The sequence below is a fragment of the Streptomyces sp. NPDC031111 genome (genome assembly GCF_055570675.1).
The window spans coordinates 56,300-76,687 of record NZ_JBVIGS010000017.1 but is presented as its reverse complement, the minus strand read 5'-3'; the positions used below and the strand labels follow the sequence as shown (position 1 = coordinate 76,687).

Below are 20,388 nucleotides of genomic sequence, written 5' to 3'. Positions count from 1 at the left end.
GTGTTCGAACAGCCGCCGCACAGAGAGAGGCGGGACGGTAGCCGTGGTCTTCAGGTGGCCGCGCGCCCGCCGCCTCGCGGCTCTAGGGGATCGATGACTGAGTATGGCCGGGGCCAAGGCTCCGAACCGTGGCATCCGGACGACCCGTTGTACGGGGACGGCGGATGGGGAGGACAGCAGACCCAGCAGGGTCAGCAGTCCCCCTACGGCGGCCAGCCACAGCACTATCCGCAGCAGCCGCAGCCGCAGCCGCAGCAGCAGTACGGCGACTGGGGCACCGGCGAACAGCACGGGTACGGCCAGCAGCAGTACCCGCAGTACGACCAGCAGTACGCGCCCCAGCAGCATCAGGAGCACCCGCAGCATCCGCAGTACGACCAGAACGGCTGGCCCACGGGCTCCTACCCGCAGGACCCGTACGCCGGTGACCCGTACGCGCAGCAGCAGCCCGGCACGTACGGCGGGGAGCAGGCCGACTACTACGGCACCCCCGACGCCTACCCGCCACCCGAGCCACCCGGCCGCCGGCGGCCCGACCCAGAGCCGGAGACCGACTGGGACCCGGGCCCCGACCAGGGCGAACACGCCTTCTTCGCGGGCGGCGGCGACGATGACGACCGCGGTGACGGGCCCGGCGAGGGGCGCGGCGAGCGCCGGGGCCGGGGCGGCAAGGAGAAGAAGCGACGCAACGGCCTGGCCTGTCTGGTGGTGGTCGTCGTCTTCGGCGGCGGCCTGGCCGGTGTCGGCTACTTCGGGTACCAGTTCTACCAGGATCGTTTCGGCAGCGCCCCGGACTTCGCGGGGTCCGGCAACGGCGAGCAGGTGACCGTCACGATCCCCAAGGGCTCCGGCGGGTACGCCATCGGCCAGGAGCTCAAGAAGCAGGGCGTGATCAAGAGCGTCGACGCGTTCGTGGCGGCCCAGGCGGCCAATCCCCAGGGCAAGAACATCCAGGACGGCGTGTACACGCTGGAGAAGGAGATGTCGGCCGCGAGCGCGGTCGAGATGATGCTCAGCCCGGAGAGCCGCAACAGCCTGATCATCGCGGAGGGCCGGCGCAACGTCGTCATCTACGAGGCGATCGACAAACGCCTCGGGGTGAAGACGGGCACCACGGCCAAGGTGGCCGAGACCAAGTGGAAGACCCTCGGTCTGCCCGACTGGGCCGTGAACCACGAGAACGTCAAGGATCCGCTGGAGGGCTTCCTCTACCCGTCCAGCTACTCGGTCGCCAAGGGCCAGAAGCCGGAGGCGGTGCTCAAACAGATGGTGGCTCGTGCCACCGAGAAGTACGAGGAGCTGGACTTCGAGGGCAAGGCCGAGAGCCTCGGTCTCGAGGGACCGTGGGAACTGGTCACGGTCGCGAGCCTGGTCCAGGCGGAGGGCAAGACCCACGACGACTTCCGCCGGATGTCCGAGGTGATCTACAACCGCCTCAAGACCACCAACACCGAGACGAACCAGCAACTCCAGTTCGACTCGACCTTCAACTACCTCAAGGGCCAGAGCGAGATCGACATCTCCGAGTCGGAGATCAACAGCAACCCCGATCCGTACAACACGTACACCAACAAGGGCCTGCCTCCCGGTCCGATCGGCAACCCGGGCGAGGAGGCGCTCCAGGCCGCGCTGAATCCGACCAGCGACGGCTGGATGTACTTCGTCGCCACGGACGGCATGAACAAGACCGAGTTCGCCAAGACCATCGAGGAGCACCAGAAGCTCGTCGACAAGTTCAACGCCACGAGGGGTAACTGATGCCCGCCGCCCGCCGGGCCGCCGTCCTCGGCTCGCCCATCGCCCACTCGCTCTCCCCGGTGCTGCACCGCACCGCCTACGCCGAGCTGGGCCTGGAGGGCTGGACGTACGACCGTTTCGAGGTCGACGAGGCGACGCTGCCCGGCTTCTTCGACACCCTCGGGCCGCAGTGGGCGGGACTGTCGCTGACCATGCCGCTCAAGCGGGTGGTGATCCCGCTGCTCGACTCGATCAGCGAGACCGCGACCTCCGTCGAGGCGGTCAACACGGTCGTCCTCACGCCGGACGGCCGCCGGACCGGCGACAACACCGACATCCCCGGCATGGTCGCCGCCCTGCGCGAGCACGGCATCGACAAGGTGGAGTCCGCCGCCATCCTCGGAGCGGGCGCCACGGCCTCCTCCGCGCTGGCCGCGCTGGCCCGGATCTGCTCGGGCGAGGTGACCGTTCACGTCCGCAGCGCGGCCCGTGCCACGGAGATGCGGCAGTGGGCCGAGCGGCTCGACGTCGCGGTGCGCATCGCCGACTGGGACGACGCCGAGCAGGCGCTGCGCGCCCCGCTGGTCGTCAGCACCACCCCCGCCGGCGTCACCGACACCCTCGCCCGGGCCGTCCCGGAACGCCCGACGGCCCTCTTCGACGTCCTCTACGACCCGTGGCCGACGGCCCTCGCCGCCCGCTGGTCGGCGTACGGGGGTGCCGTGGTCAGCGGTCTTGATCTGCTGGTGCACCAGGCGGTGCTCCAGGTGGAGCAGATGACCGGGTGCTCGCCGGCCCCGCTGGACGCCATGCGAAAAGCGGGCGAGCGGGCCCTCGCGGCCCGCTAGGATCCGTCCTCGGTTCCGCAGGGGGCGGAACAGGGGAGGGGAAGACGTTCCATGTCCGAAGGCATACCGCTGGCATCGGTGAAGACCCAGATCTTCGAGTCCGTGCTGGGCTTCCTGCCCGACTGGGTGCAGATCACGGTGCTGGCCCTGGTCGTGCTCGCCGTCCTGGCGACCTGGGTCGTGAAGATCAAGCGCAGGATCGCGCACCGCCGAGCCGTCCGCGACGGCCGGCCGACGCACGTCGCGGCCCAGTACGGCCAGGGCAGCGGCGCCGAGCACCTGGGCCCGTACGCACCGCGGCCGACGCGGCAGCCGAGCGGCGCCGACCACCTGGGCGCCTACGCCCCCCAGCAGCACCGGAGCGACGGCCCCGCCTGATCCCGGCCCGTCCGCCTGATGGACCGGCGACCGGATCCCCGGCCCGGACGTGGGAGGATCGGAGGTGGCGGACCGGGGCCGCGCACCCCGTCACGCCACAGGCGTACGCGAGGACACGCGTACGCAGGGCAGTACCGGGGCGCGAGCACTGAGGAGCACCGTTGAGCAGGTTGCGCTGGCTGACCGCGGGGGAGTCCCACGGTCCCGCACTCGTCGCGACGCTGGAGGGCCTTCCCGCCGGCGTGCCGATCACCACGGACATGGTGGCGGACCACCTCGCGCGGCGGCGGCTCGGCTATGGACGCGGTGCCCGGATGAAGTTCGAGCGCGACGAGGTCACCTTCCTCGGCGGCGTCCGGCACGGTCTGACCCTCGGCTCCCCGGTCGCGGTCATGGTGGGCAACACCGAGTGGCCGAAGTGGGAGCAGGTCATGGCGGCCGACCCGGTCGACCCCGAGGTGCTGGCCGGCCTGGCGCGCAACGCCCCGCTGACCCGCCCCCGCCCCGGTCACGCCGACCTGGCCGGCATGCAGAAGTACGGCTTCGACGAGGCCCGGCCGATCCTGGAGCGTGCCTCCGCCCGCGAGACCGCCGCCCGTGTGGCGCTGGGCGCGGTGGCACGGTCGTACCTCAAGGAGACGGCAGGCATCGAGATCGTCAGCCACGTCGTCGAGCTGGCCGCGGCCAAGGCTCCGTACGGCGTGTACCCGACCCCGGCCGACGTGGAGCGGCTCGACGCCGACCCGGTGCGCTGCCTGGACGCGGACGCCTCGAAGGCGATGGTCGCGGAGATCGACCAGGCCCACAAGGACGGCGACACCCTCGGCGGAGTGGTCGAGGTGCTGGCGTACGGCGTCCCGGTCGGCCTCGGCTCCCACGTCCACTGGGACCGCCGTCTGGACGCCCGCCTGGCCGCCGCCCTCATGGGCATCCAGGCGATCAAGGGCGTGGAGGTCGGCGACGGCTTCGACCTCGCCCGCGTCCCCGGCTCGAAGGCGCACGACGAGATCCTCGCCACCCCCGACGGCATCAAGCGCGCCTCGGGCCGTTCCGGCGGCACCGAGGGCGGACTGACCACCGGTGAGCTGCTGCGCGTACGGGCGGCGATGAAGCCGATCGCGACGGTGCCGCGGGCCCTGAGGACCGTGGACGTCGCCACCGGCGAGGAGGCCGCCGCCCACCACCAGCGCTCCGACGTGTGCGCCGTGCCGGCCGCCGGCATCGTCGCCGAGGCGATGGTCGCCCTGGTCCTCGCGGACGCGGTCGCGGAGAAGTTCGGCGGCGACAGCGTCACCGAGACCCGCCGCAACGTGACGTCGTACCTCGAGAACCTGGCCGTCCGATGAGCGCACCGGTCATCGTGCTGATCGGCCCGATGGGCGTGGGCAAGTCCACCGTGGGGCGGCTGCTGGCCGAGCGGCTGGGCGTCGCCTACCGCGACACCGACGACGACATCGTCACCGCCGAGGGCAGGACCATCGCCGACATCTTCGTCGACGAGGGCGAGCCCGCCTTCCGCGCCATCGAGAAGCGCATGGTGCGCACGGCGCTCGCCGAGCACGAGGGCGTCCTGGCCCTGGGAGGCGGCGCCGTCCTCGACGCGGAGACACGCGCCCTGCTCGCGGGGCAGCGGGTCGTGTACCTCTCGATGGACGTCGACGAGGCGGTCAAGCGCACCGGCCTCAACGCCGCCCGCCCGCTCCTCGCGGTCAACCCGCGCAAGCAGTGGCGCGAGCTGATGGAGGCCCGCCGGCACCTGTACGAGGAGGCAGCCACGGCCGTGGTGGCCACCGACGGCCGTACGCCCGAAGAGGTCACCGAGGCCGCCCTGGACGCACTGGAGTTGAAGGAAGCATGAGCAGCGAGGCAGTGACCCGGATCCACATCGCGGGCACGGCGGGCACCGAGCCCTACGACGTCCTGGTGGGCCGTCAGCTCCTTGGCGAGCTCGGCGGGTTGATCGGTGAGAAGGCCAAGCGGGTCGCCGTCGTGCACCCCGAGGCGCTCGCCGAGACCGGCGACGCGCTCCGCGCGGACCTGGCCGAGCAGGGCTACGAGGTGATCGCCGTCCAGGTGCCCAACGCGGAGGAGGCCAAGACCGCCGAGGTCGCCGCCTACTGCTGGAAGGCGCTGGGCCAGTCCGGTTTCACCCGCACCGACGTCATCGTCGGAGTCGGCGGCGGAGCCACCACCGACCTGGCCGGCTTCGTGGCCGCGACCTGGCTGCGCGGGGTCCGCTGGATCGCCGTCCCGACCACCGTCCTCGCCATGGTGGACGCGGCCGTGGGCGGAAAGACCGGCATCAACACCGCCGAGGGCAAGAACCTGGTGGGCGCCTTCCACCCGCCCGCCGGCGTCCTGTGCGACCTCGCCGCCCTGGACTCCCTCCCGGTCAACGACTACGTCTCGGGCCTCGCCGAGGTCATCAAGGCCGGCTTCATCGCCGACCCGGTGATCCTGGACCTCATCGAGTCCGACCCCGAGTCAGCCCGCACCCCGGCCGGCCCGCACACCGCGGAACTGATCGAGCGTTCGATCCGGGTCAAGGCCGACGTGGTCTCGTCCGACCTCAAGGAATCGGGCCTCCGCGAGATCCTGAACTACGGACACACCCTCGGCCACGCCATCGAGAAGAACGAGCGCTACAAGTGGCGCCACGGCGCGGCGGTGTCGGTCGGCATGCACTTCGCCGCCGAACTGGGCCGCCTCGCGGGCCGCCTGGACGACGCCACGGCGGACCGCCACCGTACGGTCCTGGAGTCCGTCGGGCTCCCCCTGCACTACCGTCACGACCAGTGGCCCAAGCTGCTGGAGACCATGAAGGTCGACAAGAAGTCCCGGGGTGACCTGCTGCGCTTCATCGTCCTCGACGGACTCGCCAAGCCCACGGTGCTGGAAGGGCCGGACCCGGCGGTACTGCTCGCCGCGTACGGCGAAGTGGGAGAGTAACGCGGGCACTTCGGACCGCCCCCGCCCGTTCACCGAACGACAGCCGGGGGCGGTACCGTTCGGTAGGGGATCGCCCCGCGCCCTTTAGGCTGTGCGGGAGAGCGGGCAGGCGCCCGCAGGTCAGCGCCCATCGCCTGAACGAGACGGAGTGGCACCGGATGCAGCACGCAGTGGGTTCTCCGCTGCCGCCGCCCCACCATCAGGGGCAGGGACCGGCCGTGGGCTGGTCGCCGGCCGCACACCACCCTGGCCCGCCGCCCGGAGCGGGAGCGCACCAGGGCCCCGTGCCCACGCCGCCCCTGACACCGGGCTTCGCGGCGCCCCCGCAGCCCACGGCGGTGCCGCAGGGCCCGGTCCCTCCGCCGCCCGACACCACGGGCCATGTGCCGCTGCCGCCCGGCGGCCCCGTCGCCATGCCGAGCCCACCACAGGCCCCGGCCGCGCCGGATCCGGCCGGGACGATCATCGCCGTGCTGCTCATCGGGCCGGCGGGCGCGGGCAAGACGAGCGTGGCGAAGTACTGGGCGGACCACCGCCGGGTGCCGACCGCCCACATCAGCCTCGACGACGTGCGCGAGTGGGTCCGCTCGGGCTTCGCCGACCCGCAGTCGGGGTGGAACGACAACTCCGAGGCGCAGTACCGCCTGGCCCGCCGCACCTGCGGCTTCGCCGCGCGGAACTTCCTCGCCAACGGCATCTCCTGCATCCTCGACGACGCGGTCTTCCCCGACCGTCCGGTCGTCGGCCTCGGCGGCTGGAAGCGGCACGTGGGTCCCGGTCTGCTGCCGGTCGTCCTTCTCCCCGGACTGGACATCGTCCTGGAGCGCAACGCGGAGCGTTCAGGCAATCGGCGTCTCAGCGATGAGGAGGTGGCCCGTATTCACGGCCGTATGGCCGGCTGGTACGGGTCGGGTCTGCCGATCATCGACAACTCCCAGCTGGACATACCGGAAACGGCGCGCATCCTGGACGACGTCCTGGCTCGCTCGATAGCCAGCCCGCCGCAGTGGTAGTGGCCGACTCCACGTAACGCCCCGGGACTGGGTTTCCGCTCGCCCCGCTGTCGGGGTGCCGCTGCGCCCACCCTCCTCCACTCTCGGCTTCGCTCGAGCGGGAGGTACCCCCCATCGCCCTGGGGGCACCTCCCAGGCCCTTAAGGCACTGGGGGAGGCACGACTGCCCGCAGCTGCGGTGGCACGACTGTCCGCCGACCCCCACTCGGCCCCGCTCGACCGGCGACATCCCGCCACCGCTCCTACGCTCGAATCATGTCAGAGGTCTACGCGGTCCGCCGGACGCGGCTACGGGATTGCTGCAACGCGGGTGGCAGCGCGGCGGCGCTGGTGACCCGGCCCGCCAACGTGCGCTACCTCGCAGGCGCGGCCCCCGAGGGCGCCGTCCTCCTCCTGGGCAGGACCGAGGACCTGCTCGTCTGCGCCGGCCCGCCCGACGACCGCTCGCCGCAGAGCCACCCCGACGAAGCGCTCCGCCTCCACGTCGTCCCCGGCGTCGGCGGCGACGCCGCCGTCGCGGCCGCCGACCTCGCCGTTGCCCAGGGCGTGGACTCCCTCGCCGTCGAGGAGCACCACCTCACCGTGACCCGGCACCGCGAGATCCGCTCCGTCGCCCCCCGGCTGCGCCTCGCCGGCATCGGCTGCGCGGTCGAACAGCTCCGGATCGTCAAGGACGAGGAGGAGATCTCGTGCCTCCGCATCGGCGCTGAGATCGCCGACCAGGCCCTCGGCGAACTCCTGGAGTCCATCCTCGTCGGCCGCACGGAACGCCACCTCGCCCTGGAACTCGAACGCCGCCTCGTCGACCATGGCGCCGACGGCCCCGCCTTCCCCACCTCCGTCGCCACCGGCCCCAACGCCGGCCGCCCCGGTCACCGCCCCACGGACCGCCGCGTCGAGGAGGGCGACTTCCTCTCCGTCTGCCTGGGCGCCACCTACCGCGGCTACCGCTGCGAGATCGGCCGCACCTTCGTCATCGGCACGGCCCCCGCGGACTGGCAGATCGAGCTGTACGACCTCGTCTTCTCCGCCCAGCGCGCCGGACGCGAGTCCCTCGTCCCCGGCGCCGCCTGCCGCGATGTGGACCGGGCCGCCCGTCAGGTGCTGGACTCCGCCGGGTACGCCGAGGCCCTCCCCGTACTCACCGGTCACGGTGTCGGACTCGAAATCGACGAGGACCCTCAATTGACCCCCGCGGCCATGGGTAAACTGGACGCTTGCGTGCCGGTCACCGTCGAACCGGGGGTCCACCTCCCGGGCCGGGGCGGTGTCCGGATCGATGACACGCTCGTCGTGCGCCCCGAGGCGGACGGCGGACCCGAGCTACTCACCATCACGACCAAGGAGCTGCTCGCGCTCTAGCCCCGCGCTGTGCGCCTGCCGCCGCCCCGGCCGTCGTCCACGTCAGTCCAGTCCAGGAGATTCCGCAACCGTGGCTTCCACGAACGACCTCAAGAACGGCATGGTGCTCAAGCTCGAAGGCGGCCAGCTCTGGTCCGTCGTCGAGTTCCAGCACGTCAAGCCCGGCAAGGGCCCGGCCTTCGTGCGCACCAAGCTCAAGAACGTGCTCTCCGGCAAGGTCGTCGACAAGACCTTCAACGCCGGCGTCAAGGTCGAAACGGCCACCGTCGACAAGCGCGACATGCAGTTCTCCTACATGGACGGCGACTACTTCGTCTTCATGGACATGGAGACCTACGACCAGCTCCACATCGACCGCAAGACGGTCGGGGACGCCGCCAACTTCCTCATCGAGGGCTTCGAGGCGACCGTCGCGCAGCACGAGGGCGAGGTCCTCTTCGTCGAGCTGCCCGCCGCCGTCGAGCTGACCATCCAGGAGACGGAGCCGGGCGTCCAGGGCGACCGCTCCACCGGCGGCACCAAGCCCGCCACGCTGGAGACCGGCCACCAGATCCAGGTCCCGCTCTTCATCACCACCGGTGAGAAGATCAAGGTCGACACCCGTTCGAGCGACTACCTCGGCCGGGTGAACAGCTAACCGTGGCTGCCCGCAACACGGCCCGCAAACGCGCCTTCCAGATCATCTTCGAGGGCGACCAGCGCGGCGCCGAGGTCCTGACCGTCCTCGCCGACTGGATCCGGCACTCCCGGTCCGACACCCGGCAGCCGCCGGTGAGCGAGTACACGATGCAGCTCGTCGAGGGCTACGCGGAGCACGCGAAGCGCATCGACGAGCTGATCGCCCAGTACTCGGTCGGCTGGACGCTCGACCGGATGCCGGTCGTCGACCGCAGTATCCTGCGTCTCGGCGCGTACGAGCTGATCTGGGTCGACGAGACGCCGGACGCCGTTGTCCTCGACGAGATGGTGCAGCTGGCGAAGGAGTTCTCGACGGACGAGTCGCCCTCGTTCGTGAACGGGCTGCTCGGCCGGCTCAAGGAGCTGAAGCCGTCGCTTCGCCGCGAGTCGTGAGCGCCTGCGCGCCGTAGGGGTGCAGCGGTGCGGCGGCTGTGCGTCGGCCGTGGCTGATCGCGCCCACGCGGCGGAGCCGCATGTCGATACAGCCCCGCGCCCCTGACGGCGTTGCCCTGCACCGCGTGAAACGCCGCTCCCCGCCTGAAAAAGCCGCCGGGGTGGCCCGAACCCATGAGGTTCCGGCCACCCCGGCGGTACGTTTCTGCGTGACCGCGGCGCGGTTACGCCTCCTCGTGCGAGGCCACCGCGCGGCGCGCGTCCGCGTCGAGGACGCCCCAGCTGATCAGCTGCTCGGTGAGGACCGACGGCGACTGGTCGTAGATGACGGCGAGGGTGCGCAGGTCGTCCTGGCGGATCGAGAGCACCTTGCCGTTGTAGTCACCGCGCTGCGACTGGATCGTCGCCGCGTAGCGCTGGAGCGGGCCCGCCTTCTCGGCCGGCACCGTGGCCAGCCGCTCCAGGTCCAGGACCAGCTTCGGCGGCGGCTCGGCGGCGCCGCCCGGGGTCGTACCCGGCAGCAGCTCCTGAACCGGGACACCGTAGAAGTCAGCCAGCTCCGCGAGGCGCTGCACGGTCACGGCGCGGTCGCCGCGCTCGTACGAACCGACCACGACCGCCTTCCAGCGGCCCTGGGACTTCTCCTCGACACCGTGGAGGGAAAGGCCCTGCTGGGTGCGGATCGCCCGGAGCTTGGCCCCGAGCTGTTTGGCGTATTCGCTGGACATATAGCTCCCCGGCACTGTGTCGACGCGGCTCTGGCTGATTTCCATGCCGCGCGGCTGGTAACTCACTGTGAGGTTACGCAGCGTTACTCTCGTGCGTCAAGCCGAATGGTCCACACCGACTCTTCCGTGGTAGCGAAGATCGGCTACGCCATTGGAGTGATCGGGGGTGTCGCTCCGTACGAATCCCGACCTGATAACCTCAGTGACGCAATCCGACGTCCTTTAAGGTCCGTCCCGTGAGGCGGAGAAGGAGGTCCGTTTCGTATGGACAAGCAGGAAACGCAGGACACGCAGTCCGATGCGCGGCCCGTTCTCGAAGGCCCCGACATCGCGCGGGTGCTGACCCGCATCGCCCACGAGATCGTCGAACGCGCCAAGGGCGCCGACGACGTGGTGCTCCTCGGCATCCCCACGCGAGGCGTCTTCCTCGCCCAGCGGCTCGCCGCCAAGCTCGAGCAGATCACCGAGCGCAAGGTTCCGGTCGGCTCGCTGGACATCACCATGTACCGCGACGACCTGCGCATGCACCCACCGCGTGCGCTGGCCCGCACCGAGATCCCCGGTGACGGCATCGACGGCAAGCTGGTCGTCCTCGTCGACGACGTGCTCTTCTCCGGCCGCACCATCCGCGCCGCCCTCGACGCGCTGAACGACATCGGGCGCCCCCGCGCGGTGCAGCTCGCCGTCCTCGTCGACCGCGGACACCGCGAACTGCCCATCCGCGCCGACTACGTCGGCAAGAACCTCCCCACGTCGCTGCGGGAGACGGTCAAGGTCCTGCTCGCCGAGGAGGACGGTCGCGACACCGTGCTGCTCGGCGCCAAGCAGACCCCCCAGTAGCACGTCGGAGCGCACGTCGACGGCGTGCGCCGGCTCGGCGCGCCCACGCGCGTACCCGTCTGCCCGATTTCGCCTCATTGAACTGCCTTACGGAGCCTGACAGATGCAGCGTCATCTCATCTCGGCCGCCGACCTCACCCGCGACGACGCCGTCCTGATCCTCGACACCGCCGAGGAGATGGCCCGGGTCGCCGACCGGCCGATCAAGAAACTGCCCACCCTGCGCGGCCGCACCGTCGTCAACCTCTTCTTCGAGGACTCCACCCGCACCCGCATCTCGTTCGAGGCCGCGGAGAAGCGGCTCTCCGCGGACGTCATCAACTTCTCCGCCAAGGGCTCCAGCGTCTCCAAGGGCGAGTCCCTCAAGGACACCGCCCAGACCCTGGAGGCCATGGGGGTCGACGCCGTGGTCATCCGGCACGGCGCCTCCGGGGCCCCGTACCGCCTGGCCACCTCCGGCTGGATCGACGCCCACGTCATCAACGCGGGCGACGGCACCCACCAGCACCCCACCCAGGCCCTCCTCGACGCCTTCACCATGCGGCGCCGGCTGGTCGGCCGGGACGCGGGACTCGGGCAGGACCTGTCGGGACGCCGCATCACGATCGTCGGCGACGTCCTGCACAGCCGGGTCGCCCGCTCCAACGTCGACCTGCTGCACACCCTCGGCGCCGAGGTCACGCTGGTCGCCCCGCCGACCCTGCTGCCGGTCGGCATCGAGACCTGGCCCTGCGAGGTGTCGTACGACCTCGACTCGACGCTGACCAAGTCCGACGCGGTGATGATGCTGCGCGTCCAGCGCGAGCGGATGAACGCCGCGTTCTTCCCCACCGAGCGGGAGTACTCGCGCCGCTACGGCCTCGACGGCGACCGCATGGCGCGGATGCCCGAGCACGCCATCGTGATGCACCCCGGCCCGATGGTCCGCGGCATGGAGATCACCGCCGAGGTCGCGGACTCCGACCGCTGCACCGTGATCGAACAGGTCGCCAACGGCGTCTCCATCCGGATGGCCGTCCTGTACCTGCTGCTGGGCGGCAACGAACCCGCCGTCACCCACGCCCGTACCACCGAGGAGAAGTAGGAACCATGAGCAAGACCCTGATCCGTGGTGCGAAGGTCCTCGGCGGCGAGCCGCAGGACGTCCTGATCGACGGTGAAACGATCATCCAGGTCGGCACCGGGCTCTCCGCGGAGGGCGCCGAGGTCGTCGAGGCCGAGGGCAAGGTGCTCCTGCCGGGCCTGGTGGACCTGCACACCCACCTCCGCGAGCCCGGCCGTGAGGACTCCGAGACCGTGCTGACCGGCACCCGCGCGGCGGCCAGCGGCGGCTACACCGCCGTGTTCGCCATGGCCAACACCTTCCCGGTCGCCGACACCGCCGGCGTCGTCGAGCAGGTCTGGCGGCTCGGCAAGGAGCACGGCTACTGCGACGTACGGCCCATCGGCGCCGTCACCGTCGGCCTGGAGGGGCAGAAGCTCGCCGAGCTGGGCGCCATGCACGAGTCCGCCGCCGGCGTCACCGTCTTCTCCGACGACGGCAAGTGCGTCCACGACGCAGTGATCATGCGCCGCGCCCTGGAGTACGTGAAGGCCTTCGACGGGGTCGTCGCCCAGCACGCGCAGGAACCCCGGCTGACCGAGGGCGCCGAGATGAACGAGGGCGTCGTCTCCGCCGAGCTCGGCCTCGGGGGCTGGCCGGCCGTCGCCGAGGAGTCGATCATCGCCCGGGACGTGCTGCTCGCCGAGCACGTCGGCTCCCGCGTCCACATCTGCCACCTGTCGACCGCCGGAAGCGTCGAGATCGTCCGCTGGGCCAAGTCCCGCGGCATCCGGGTCACCGCCGAGGTCACACCGCACCACCTGCTCCTCACCGACGAGCTGGTCCGGACGTACAACCCGGTCTACAAGGTCAACCCGCCGCTGCGCACCGAGCGCGACGTGCTGGCGCTGCGCGAGGCGCTCGCCGACGGCACGATCGACATCGTCGCCACCGACCACGCCCCGCACCCGCACGAGGACAAGGACTGCGAGTGGGCGGCCGCCGCCATGGGCATGGTCGGCCTGGAGACCGCGCTGTCGGTGGTCCAGGAGACCATGGTCGACACGGGCCTGCTGGACTGGGCCGGCGTCGCCGACCGCATGTCCTTCAAGCCCGCGCGCATCGGACAGGCCGAGGGCCACGGACGTCCCGTCTCGGCAGGTGAGCCCGCCAACCTCACCCTCGTCGACACGGCATACCGTGGCCCTGTGGACCCCGCGGGCTTCGCCTCGCGCAGCCGCAACACCCCGTACGAGGGCCGTGAGCTGCCGGGCCGTGTCACTCACACGTGGCTCCGGGGCAAGGCCACGCTCGTCGACGGGAAGCTCACGTGACACCTGTACTCCTGCTGGCCGCCGAGAAGGAATCGGCGGAAGTGACCGACTGGGCCGCCCGGATCGGCTGGGTCGTCGGACTCGCCCTCTTCGTCGCGCTCGTCTACTGGCTGATGCGCGAGGGCTGGAAGTGGCGCGGCACCCTCCAGGGCGACCTGCCCGAGCTGCCCGGCGCGCCGGACGACCCCGGCCCGGTGAAACTGAGCATGAGCGGCCGCTACCACGGCTCCACCACCGCCGGTCAGTGGCTCGACCGCATCGTGGCGCACGGCCTGGGCACCCGCAGCCGGGCCGAGCTCACGCTGACCGACGCGGGACTCGACGTCGTGCGCCCCGGCGCGAACGACTTCTTCGTCCCGGCCGCCGCGCTGCGCGAGGCCCGGCTCGACAAGGGCATCGCCGGCAAGGTCCTCACCGAGGGCGGCCTGCTCGTCGTCACCTGGGCGCACGGCGAGCGGCTGATCGACTCCGGCTTCCGCTCCGACCACGCGGCGGAGCACAACGAGTGGGTCGAGACCCTGAACCACATGATCAACAAGACGGAAGGCGCACGATGACAACCTCCACCAGGGGAACCGGCAAGGTTCCCGCCGTACTCGTCCTGGAGGACGGCCGGGTCTTCCGCGGCCGTGCCTACGGGGCGGTGGGGGAGACCTTCGGCGAAGCGGTTTTCTCCACCGGCATGACCGGCTACCAGGAGACCCTCACCGACCCGTCGTACCACCGCCAGGTCGTGGTGATGACCGCCCCGCACGTCGGCAACACCGGTGTCAACGACGAGGACGCCGAGTCGAAGCGGATCTGGGTCTCCGGCTACGTCGTGCGCGACCCCGCGCGCACGCCGTCCAACTGGCGCTCGCGGCGCTCGCTGGACGACGAGCTCGCCGCGCATGGCGTCGTCGGCATCAGCGGCATCGACACCCGCGCGCTCACCCGTCACCTGCGCGAGCGCGGCGCCATGCGCGTCGGCATCTTCAGCGGCGACGCCGTCCGCGACGACGCCGCGCTGCTCGCCCGCGTCCAGGAGGCGCCCCAGATGAAGGGCGCCGACCTCTCCGCCGAGGTCGCCACCACCGAGCCGTACGTCGTCCCCGCGATCGGCGAGAAGAAGTTCACCGTCGCCGCCGTCGACCTCGGCATCAAGGGCATGACCCCGCAGCGCATGGCCGAGCGCGGCATCGAGGTGCACGTCCTGCCCGCGACCGCGACCGTCGAGGACGTCTACGCCGTCGACCCGGACGGTGTGTTCTTCTCCAACGGCCCCGGCGACCCCGCCACCGCCGACCACCCGGTCGCCCTGATGCAGGCGGTCCTGGAGCGCGGCACCCCGCTGTTCGGCATCTGCTTCGGCAACCAGATCCTGGGCCGCGCCCTCGGCTTCGGCACGTACAAGCTCAAGTACGGCCACCGGGGCATCAACCAGCCGGTGCAGGACCGCACGACCGGCAAGGTCGAGGTCACCGCGCACAACCACGGCTTCGCCGTCGACGCCCCGCTGGACAAGGTCTCCGACACCCCGTTCGGCCGCGCCGAGGTGTCCCACGTCTGCCTGAACGACAACGTGGTGGAGGGCCTCCGGCTGCTCGACCGCCCGGCCTTCAGCGTCCAGTACCACCCCGAAGCGGCAGCGGGCCCGCACGACGCCGCCTACCTGTTCGACCGCTTCACGTCTTTGATGAGCACAGTCCTGATGGAGGGCCAGCGTGCCTAAGCGCACCGATATCCAGTCCGTCCTGGTCATCGGCTCCGGCCCGATCGTCATCGGCCAGGCCGCCGAGTTCGACTACTCCGGCACCCAGGCGTGCCGCGTCCTCAAGGCCGAGGGCCTGCGCGTCGTCCTGGTGAACTCCAACCCGGCGACGATCATGACCGACCCGGAGATCGCCGACGCCACCTACGTCGAGCCGATCACCCCCGAGTTCGTCGAGAAGATCATCGCCAAGGAGCGGCCCGACGCGCTGCTGCCCACCCTGGGCGGCCAGACGGCCCTCAACACCGCGATCTCGCTGCACGACAACGGCGTGCTCGACAAGTACGGCGTCGAGCTGATCGGCGCCAACGTCGAGGCGATCCACAAGGGCGAGGACCGCGACCAGTTCAAGGAGGTCGTGGAGGCCGTCCGCGCCAAGATCGGCCACGGCGAGTCCGCCAGGTCCTACATCTGCCACTCCATGGACGACGTCCTCAAGGGCGTCGAGGAGCTCGGCGGCTACCCGGTCGTCGTGCGCCCCTCCTTCACCATGGGCGGCGCCGGCTCCGGCTTCGCGCACGACGAGGAGGAGCTGCGCCGCATCGCCGGCCAGGGCCTCACGCTCTCCCCGACCACCGAGGTGCTCCTGGAGGAGTCCATCCTCGGCTGGAAGGAGTACGAGCTGGAGCTGATGCGCGACAAGCACGACAACGTGGTCGTCGTCTGCTCCATCGAGAACTTCGACCCCATGGGCGTCCACACCGGCGACTCCATCACCGTCGCCCCGGCGATGACGCTCACGGACCGCGAGTACCAGATCCTGCGCGACATCGGCATCGCCGTGATCCGTGAGGTCGGCGTCGACACGGGCGGCTGCAACATCCAGTTCGCGGTGAACCCCGAGGACGGCCGAGTCATCGTCATCGAGATGAACCCGCGCGTCTCGCGTTCCTCCGCGCTCGCCTCCAAGGCGACCGGTTTCCCGATCGCCAAGATCGCCGCCAAGCTCGCCGTCGGCTACACCCTCGACGAGATCCCGAACGACATCACCCAGGAGACCCCGGCCTCCTTCGAGCCGACGCTCGACTACGTGGTCGTGAAGGCCCCCCGGTTCGCCTTCGAGAAGTTCCCGAGCGCCGACTCCACCCTCACCACCACCATGAAGTCGGTCGGCGAGGCCATGGCCATCGGCCGCAACTTCACCGAGGCCTTCCAGAAGGCACTGCGCTCGCTGGAGAAGAAGGGCAGCCAGTTCACCTTCGTCGGCGAGCCCGGCGACAAGGCCGAGCTGCTGCGCGAGGCCGTCCGCCCGACGGACGGCCGGATCAACGCGGTGATGCAGGCCATCCGCGCGGGCGCCACGCCCGAGGAGGTCTTCGAGTACACGAAGATCGACCCCTGGTTCGTCGACCAGCTCTTCCTCATCAAGGAGACCGCCGACGAGCTCGCCGAGGCCCCCGAGCTGACCCGCGAGCTGCTCGCCGAGGCCAAGCGGCACGGCTTCTCCGACCAGCAGATCGGTGAGATCCGCGGCCTGCGCGAGGACGTCGTCCGCGAGGTGCGGCACGCGCTGGGCATCCGCCCGGTCTACAAGACCGTCGACACCTGCGCCGCCGAGTTCGCCGCGAAGACGCCGTACTTCTACTCCTCCTACGACGAGGAGACCGAGGTCGCGCCGCGCGAGAAGCCCGCGGTGATCATCCTGGGCTCCGGCCCGAACCGCATCGGCCAGGGCATCGAGTTCGACTACTCCTGCGTCCACGCCTCCTTCGCGCTCAGCGCCGCCGGCTACGAGACCGTCATGGTCAACTGCAACCCGGAGACCGTCTCCACCGACTACGACACCTCCGACCGGCTCTACTTCGAGCCGCTCACCCTGGAGGACGTCCTGGAGATCGTCCACGCCGAGCAGCAGGCAGGACCGGTCGCGGGCGTCGTCGTCCAGCTCGGCGGCCAGACCCCGCTCGGGCTGTCGCAGGCGCTGAAGGACAACGGCGTGCCGATCGTCGGCACCTCCCCGGAGGCCATCCACGCCGCCGAGGACCGCGGCGCCTTCGGCCAGGTCCTCAAGGAGGCCGGCCTGCCGGCCCCCAAGCACGGCACCGCCACCACCTTCGCCGAGGCCAAGGCCATCGCCGACGAGATCGGCTACCCGGTCCTCGTCCGGCCGTCCTACGTGCTCGGCGGACGCGGCATGGAGATCGTCTACGACGAGACCCGGCTGGAGTCGTACATCGCCGAGTCGACCGAGATCAGCCCCTCCCGGCCGGTCCTGGTCGACCGCTTCCTGGACGACGCGATCGAGATCGACGTCGACGCCCTGTACGACGGCGAGGAGCTGTACCTCGGCGGCGTCATGGAGCACATCGAGGAGGCCGGCATCCACTCCGGCGACTCGGCGTGCGCCCTGCCCCCGATCACGCTCGGCGGCTTCGACATCAAGCGGCTGCGCGCCTCCACCGAGGGCATCGCCAAGGGCGTCGGCGTGCGCGGCCTGATCAACATCCAGTTCGCGCTGGCCGGGGACATCCTCTACGTCCTGGAGGCCAACCCGCGCGCCTCGCGCACGGTCCCCTTCACCTCGAAGGCGACCGCGGTGCCGCTGGCCAAGGCCGCCGCGCGGATCTCGCTGGGCGCCACCATCGCCGAGCTGCGCGCGGAGGGCCTGCTCCCGGCCAAGGGCGACGGCGGCGAGCTGCCGCTGGACGCGCCGATCTCCGTCAAGGAGGCCGTGATGCCGTGGTCCCGCTTCCGCGACATCCACGGCCGGGGCGTCGACACCGTCCTCGGCCCGGAGATGCGCTCCACCGGCGAGGTCATGGGCATCGACTCCGTCTTCGGCACCGCGTACGCCAAGTCGCAGTCCGGCGCCTACGGCCCGCTGCCCACCAAGGGACGCGCCTTCATCTCGGTCGCCAACCGCGACAAGCGTTCGATGATCTTCCCCGCGCGGGAGCTGGTCGCCCACGGCTTCGAGCTGATGGCCACCTCCGGCACCGCCGAGGTCCTCAAGCGCAACGGCATCAACGCCACCGTGGTGCGCAAGCAGTCCGAGGGCACCGGCCCCAACGGCGAGAAGACCATCGTCCAGCTCATCCACGACGGCGAGGTCGACCTCATCGTCAACACCCCGTACGGCACCGGCGGCCGCCTCGACGGCTACGACATCCGTACGGCGGCCGTGGCGCGGTCCGTCCCGTGCCTGACGACGGTCCAGGCGCTCGCCGCCGCCGTCCAGGGCATCGACGCGCTCAACCGCGGGGACGTAGGCGTCCGCTCGCTCCAGGAACACGCGGAACATCTGACCGCGGCCCGCGACTAGCAGCCCCCAGGGGGACACCGGAAACGGTGTCCCCCTCTTCATGAGGACACCATGTACAAGATTCTCTTCACTCTGCTCTTCCGGCGGATGGACCCGGAGCAGGCCCACCACCTCGCCTTCCGCTGGATCCGTCTCGTCGCCCGCGTCCCCGTGCTGCGCACCTTCGTCGCCGCCGTGCTCGCCCCCCGCCACAAGGAGCTGCGCACCGAGGCCCTCGGGCTGCGCCTGCACAGCCCCTTCGGCCTCGCCGCCGGCTTCGACAAGAACGCCGTCGGCATCGACGGCCTGGCGATGCTCGGCTTCGACCACGTCGAGGTCGGCACGGTGACGGGGGAGCCGCAGCCCGGCAACCCCAAGAAGCGGCTGTTCCGCCTGGTCGCCGACCGGGCCCTGATCAACCGCATGGGCTTCAACAACGAGGGTTCGCTCGCCGTCGCGGCGCGCCTGGCCTCCCGCACGCCCGTCTTCAGGACGGTCGTCGGCGTCAACATCGGCAAGACCAAGGTCGTTCCGGAGGCCGAGGCCGTCGCCGACTACGTGAAGTCCGCCGAGCGGCTGGCCCCGTACGCCGACTACCTGGTGGTCAACGTCTCCTCCCCGAACACCCCGGGCCTGCGCGATCTCCAGGCCACGGAGTCGCTGCGTCCGCTCCTCGCGGCCGTCCGCGAGGCCGCCGACCGTACGGTGCCCGCCCGCCGGGTGCCGCTGCTGGTGAAGATCGCTCCCGATCTCGCCGACGAGGACGTCGACGCGGTCGCCGACCTCGCCGTGGAACTCGGCCTGGACGGCATCATCGCCACCAACACGACCATCGCCCGCGAGGGACTCGGCCTCACGTCCGACCCGGCCGCGGTCCAGGAGACCGGCGGACTGTCCGGCGCCCCCCTGAAGGCGCGCTCCCTCGACGTGCTGCGCCGCCTCTACGCGCGCGTCGGCGACCGGATCACCCTGGTCGGCGTCGGCGGCATCGAGAACGCCGAGGACGCCTGGCAGCGCATCCTGGCCGGTGCCACGCTGGTCCAGGGGTACAGCGCGTTCATCTACGAAGGCCCCTTCTGGGGTCGCGCCATGCACAAGGGGCTCGCCGCGCGGCTGCGCACCAGCCCGTACGCCACGCTCGCCGACGCGGTGGGCGCCGACGTGAGGACGACGGCATGACCGGTCTGGAACCCTTCGGCGCGCGGCTGCGCCGTGCCATGGACGAGCGGGGCCCGCTGTGCGTGGGCATCGACCCGCACGCCTCCCTGCTCGCCGAGTGGGGCCTGAACGACGACGTGACGGGTCTGGAGCGGTTCAGCCGCACGGTCGTCGAGGCGGTCGCCGACCGGGTCGCGGTGCTCAAGCCGCAGAGCGCGTTCTTCGAACGCTTCGGCTCGCGCGGGGTCGCCGTCCTGGAGCAGACGGTCCAGGAGGCGCGGGCGGCGGGCGCTCTGGTCGTCATGGACGCCAAGCGCGGCGACATCGGCTCCACCATGGCCGCCTACGCCGAGTCCTTCCTGCACAAGGACGCGCCCCTGTTCTCGGACGCGCTGACCGTCTCGCCGTACCTCGGCTACGGCTCGCTGAGCCCGGCCGTGGCACTGGCGCGGGAGACCGGCACGGGGCTGTTCGTGCTGGCGCTCACCTCGAACCCGGAGGGCGGCGAGGTGCAGCACGCGATCCGTGCCGACGGGCGGACCATCGGGGCGACCATGCTCGGGCACCTGGCCGTCGAGAACGCCGGCGAGGAGCCCCTCGGGTCCTTCGGCGCGGTGGTCGGCGCGACGCTCGGCGACCTCTCCTCGTACGACCTGGACATGGGCGGGCCGATCCTCGCGCCCGGCATCGGCGCGCAGGGAGCCACGCCGGCCGACCTTCCGGCGGTGTTCGGAGGCGCGGTGCGCAATGTCGTGCCGAACGTCAGCCGGGGAGTGTTGCGCCACGGTCCCCACGCGGTCGCTCTGCGTGACGCCGCGGAGCGGTTCGCGGAGGAGATCCGGGCCGCGGTGACGCCGGCCTGAACCGTCCGACGACGGATTCCGAGGTCGCCGGACTCTGGATACATCCTCAAATCCGGGGCAGTATGTCCTCAATG

Annotated in this window: 19 protein-coding genes; 18 read left to right on the top strand and 1 reads right to left on the bottom strand. The window is 71.1% G+C overall.

The window, feature by feature from the left end:
- Positions 1-93 precede the first annotated feature (93 nt).
- The 10 genes from mltG (at position 94) to nusB (ending at position 9,358) form a co-directional block, all read left to right on the top strand.
- On the top strand, positions 94-1,758 hold the full coding sequence (mltG, locus tag ACZ470_RS29805) for an endolytic transglycosylase MltG (protein WP_468432191.1): 1,665 nt from the start codon (positions 94-96) through the stop codon (positions 1,756-1,758).
- The gene (locus ACZ470_RS29800; protein ID WP_468432189.1) at positions 1,758-2,585 is read left to right on the top strand and encodes a shikimate dehydrogenase; all 828 of its coding nucleotides are present in this window, start codon (positions 1,758-1,760) and stop codon (positions 2,583-2,585) included. Before mltG ends, ACZ470_RS29800 begins: the two co-directional genes overlap by 1 nt.
- 51 nt (positions 2,586-2,636) lie before the next feature.
- Positions 2,637-2,963, top strand: coding sequence for a hypothetical protein (locus ACZ470_RS29795; RefSeq protein WP_468432188.1), 327 nt, complete (start codon positions 2,637-2,639; stop codon positions 2,961-2,963).
- A 161-nt stretch (positions 2,964-3,124) separates the two neighbouring features.
- Positions 3,125-4,309 (top strand): chorismate synthase, encoded by a 1,185-nt coding sequence (gene aroC / locus ACZ470_RS29790; protein ID WP_468432186.1) that lies wholly within the window; start codon positions 3,125-3,127, stop codon positions 4,307-4,309.
- The gene (locus ACZ470_RS29785; protein ID WP_468432185.1) at positions 4,306-4,821 is read left to right on the top strand and encodes a shikimate kinase; all 516 of its coding nucleotides are present in this window, start codon (positions 4,306-4,308) and stop codon (positions 4,819-4,821) included. The genes aroC and ACZ470_RS29785 overlap by 4 nt, the downstream gene beginning before the upstream one ends.
- Positions 4,818-5,912, top strand: coding sequence for a 3-dehydroquinate synthase (aroB, locus tag ACZ470_RS29780; RefSeq protein WP_468432183.1), 1,095 nt, complete (start codon positions 4,818-4,820; stop codon positions 5,910-5,912). The genes ACZ470_RS29785 and aroB overlap by 4 nt, the downstream gene beginning before the upstream one ends.
- 158 nt (positions 5,913-6,070) lie before the next feature.
- Positions 6,071-6,925, top strand: coding sequence for a Pro-rich N-terminal domain-containing protein (locus ACZ470_RS29775; protein ID WP_468432181.1), 855 nt, complete (start codon positions 6,071-6,073; stop codon positions 6,923-6,925).
- A 255-nt stretch (positions 6,926-7,180) separates the two neighbouring features.
- Positions 7,181-8,287: an aminopeptidase P family protein gene (locus ACZ470_RS29770; RefSeq protein WP_468432179.1), complete on the top strand. Its 1,107-nt coding sequence runs from the start codon at positions 7,181-7,183 to the stop codon at positions 8,285-8,287.
- Positions 8,288-8,357: 70 nt separating this feature from the next.
- Positions 8,358-8,924, top strand: a complete 567-nt coding sequence (gene efp, locus ACZ470_RS29765; protein ID WP_468432177.1) for an elongation factor P — start codon at positions 8,358-8,360, stop codon at positions 8,922-8,924.
- A gap of 2 nt (positions 8,925-8,926) precedes the next feature.
- Complete coding sequence (gene nusB / locus ACZ470_RS29760) at positions 8,927-9,358, top strand: transcription antitermination factor NusB (protein ID WP_468432176.1); 432 nt, start codon at positions 8,927-8,929, stop codon at positions 9,356-9,358.
- A 224-nt stretch (positions 9,359-9,582) separates the two neighbouring features.
- Here nusB and bldD read toward each other — a convergent pair whose 3' ends face one another.
- Complete coding sequence (bldD, locus tag ACZ470_RS29755; RefSeq protein ID WP_018570201.1) at positions 9,583-10,086, bottom strand: transcriptional regulator BldD; 504 nt, start codon at positions 10,084-10,086, stop codon at positions 9,583-9,585.
- A gap of 264 nt (positions 10,087-10,350) precedes the next feature.
- On the opposite strand from bldD, the gene pyrR reads away from it, so the two are divergent.
- The 8 genes from pyrR (at position 10,351) to pyrF (ending at position 20,314) form a co-directional block, all read left to right on the top strand.
- Positions 10,351-10,926: a bifunctional pyr operon transcriptional regulator/uracil phosphoribosyltransferase PyrR gene (pyrR, locus tag ACZ470_RS29750; RefSeq protein WP_468432174.1), complete on the top strand. Its 576-nt coding sequence runs from the start codon at positions 10,351-10,353 to the stop codon at positions 10,924-10,926.
- Between the two features lie 103 nt (positions 10,927-11,029).
- The gene (locus ACZ470_RS29745) at positions 11,030-12,010 is read left to right on the top strand and encodes an aspartate carbamoyltransferase catalytic subunit (protein ID WP_468432173.1); all 981 of its coding nucleotides are present in this window, start codon (positions 11,030-11,032) and stop codon (positions 12,008-12,010) included.
- 5 nt (positions 12,011-12,015) lie between these two features.
- Complete coding sequence (locus ACZ470_RS29740; RefSeq protein ID WP_468432171.1) at positions 12,016-13,302, top strand: dihydroorotase; 1,287 nt, start codon at positions 12,016-12,018, stop codon at positions 13,300-13,302.
- Positions 13,299-13,859, top strand: coding sequence for a PH-like domain-containing protein (locus ACZ470_RS29735; protein ID WP_468432170.1), 561 nt, complete (start codon positions 13,299-13,301; stop codon positions 13,857-13,859). Before ACZ470_RS29740 ends, ACZ470_RS29735 begins: the two co-directional genes overlap by 4 nt.
- Positions 13,856-15,013 carry a glutamine-hydrolyzing carbamoyl-phosphate synthase small subunit gene (gene carA, locus ACZ470_RS29730; protein WP_468432169.1) on the top strand — a complete coding sequence of 386 codons (1,158 nt, stop codon included), beginning with the start codon at positions 13,856-13,858 and terminating at the stop codon, positions 15,011-15,013. Before ACZ470_RS29735 ends, carA begins: the two co-directional genes overlap by 4 nt.
- Complete coding sequence (gene carB, locus ACZ470_RS29725) at positions 15,006-18,314, top strand: carbamoyl-phosphate synthase large subunit (protein ID WP_468432168.1); 3,309 nt, start codon at positions 15,006-15,008, stop codon at positions 18,312-18,314. Before carA ends, carB begins: the two co-directional genes overlap by 8 nt.
- Before the next feature lie 51 nt (positions 18,315-18,365).
- Positions 18,366-19,472 carry a quinone-dependent dihydroorotate dehydrogenase gene (locus ACZ470_RS29720; protein ID WP_468432166.1) on the top strand — a complete coding sequence of 369 codons (1,107 nt, stop codon included), beginning with the start codon at positions 18,366-18,368 and terminating at the stop codon, positions 19,470-19,472.
- On the top strand, positions 19,469-20,314 hold the full coding sequence (pyrF, locus tag ACZ470_RS29715; protein WP_468432164.1) for an orotidine-5'-phosphate decarboxylase: 846 nt from the start codon (positions 19,469-19,471) through the stop codon (positions 20,312-20,314). Before ACZ470_RS29720 ends, pyrF begins: the two co-directional genes overlap by 4 nt.
- Positions 20,315-20,388 lie beyond the last annotated feature (74 nt).

Excerpts from the sequence above, each read along its gene's own strand:
- ACZ470_RS29745 (WP_468432173.1), top strand. The coding sequence starts at position 11,030 with ATGCAGCGTCATCTCATCTCGGCCGCCGACCTCACCCGCGACGACGCC.
- ACZ470_RS29775 (WP_468432181.1), top strand. The coding sequence starts at position 6,071 with ATGCAGCACGCAGTGGGTTCTCCGCTGCCGCCGCCCCACCATCAGGGG.
- ACZ470_RS29770 (WP_468432179.1), top strand. The coding sequence starts at position 7,181 with ATGTCAGAGGTCTACGCGGTCCGCCGGACGCGGCTACGGGATTGCTGC.
- pyrR (WP_468432174.1), top strand. The coding sequence starts at position 10,351 with ATGGACAAGCAGGAAACGCAGGACACGCAGTCCGATGCGCGGCCCGTT.
- ACZ470_RS29785 (WP_468432185.1), top strand. The coding sequence starts at position 4,306 with ATGAGCGCACCGGTCATCGTGCTGATCGGCCCGATGGGCGTGGGCAAG.
- pyrF (WP_468432164.1), top strand. The coding sequence starts at position 19,469 with ATGACCGGTCTGGAACCCTTCGGCGCGCGGCTGCGCCGTGCCATGGAC.
- bldD (WP_018570201.1), bottom strand. The coding sequence starts at position 10,086 with ATGTCCAGCGAATACGCCAAACAGCTCGGGGCCAAGCTCCGGGCGATC.
- ACZ470_RS29740 (WP_468432171.1), top strand. The coding sequence starts at position 12,016 with ATGAGCAAGACCCTGATCCGTGGTGCGAAGGTCCTCGGCGGCGAGCCG.
- ACZ470_RS29800 (WP_468432189.1), top strand. The coding sequence starts at position 1,758 with ATGCCCGCCGCCCGCCGGGCCGCCGTCCTCGGCTCGCCCATCGCCCAC.
- aroB (WP_468432183.1), top strand. The coding sequence starts at position 4,818 with ATGAGCAGCGAGGCAGTGACCCGGATCCACATCGCGGGCACGGCGGGC.
- ACZ470_RS29720 (WP_468432166.1), top strand. The coding sequence starts at position 18,366 with ATGTACAAGATTCTCTTCACTCTGCTCTTCCGGCGGATGGACCCGGAG.
- ACZ470_RS29795 (WP_468432188.1), top strand. The coding sequence starts at position 2,637 with ATGTCCGAAGGCATACCGCTGGCATCGGTGAAGACCCAGATCTTCGAG.
- mltG (WP_468432191.1), top strand. The coding sequence starts at position 94 with ATGACTGAGTATGGCCGGGGCCAAGGCTCCGAACCGTGGCATCCGGAC.
- carA (WP_468432169.1), top strand. The coding sequence starts at position 13,856 with ATGACAACCTCCACCAGGGGAACCGGCAAGGTTCCCGCCGTACTCGTC.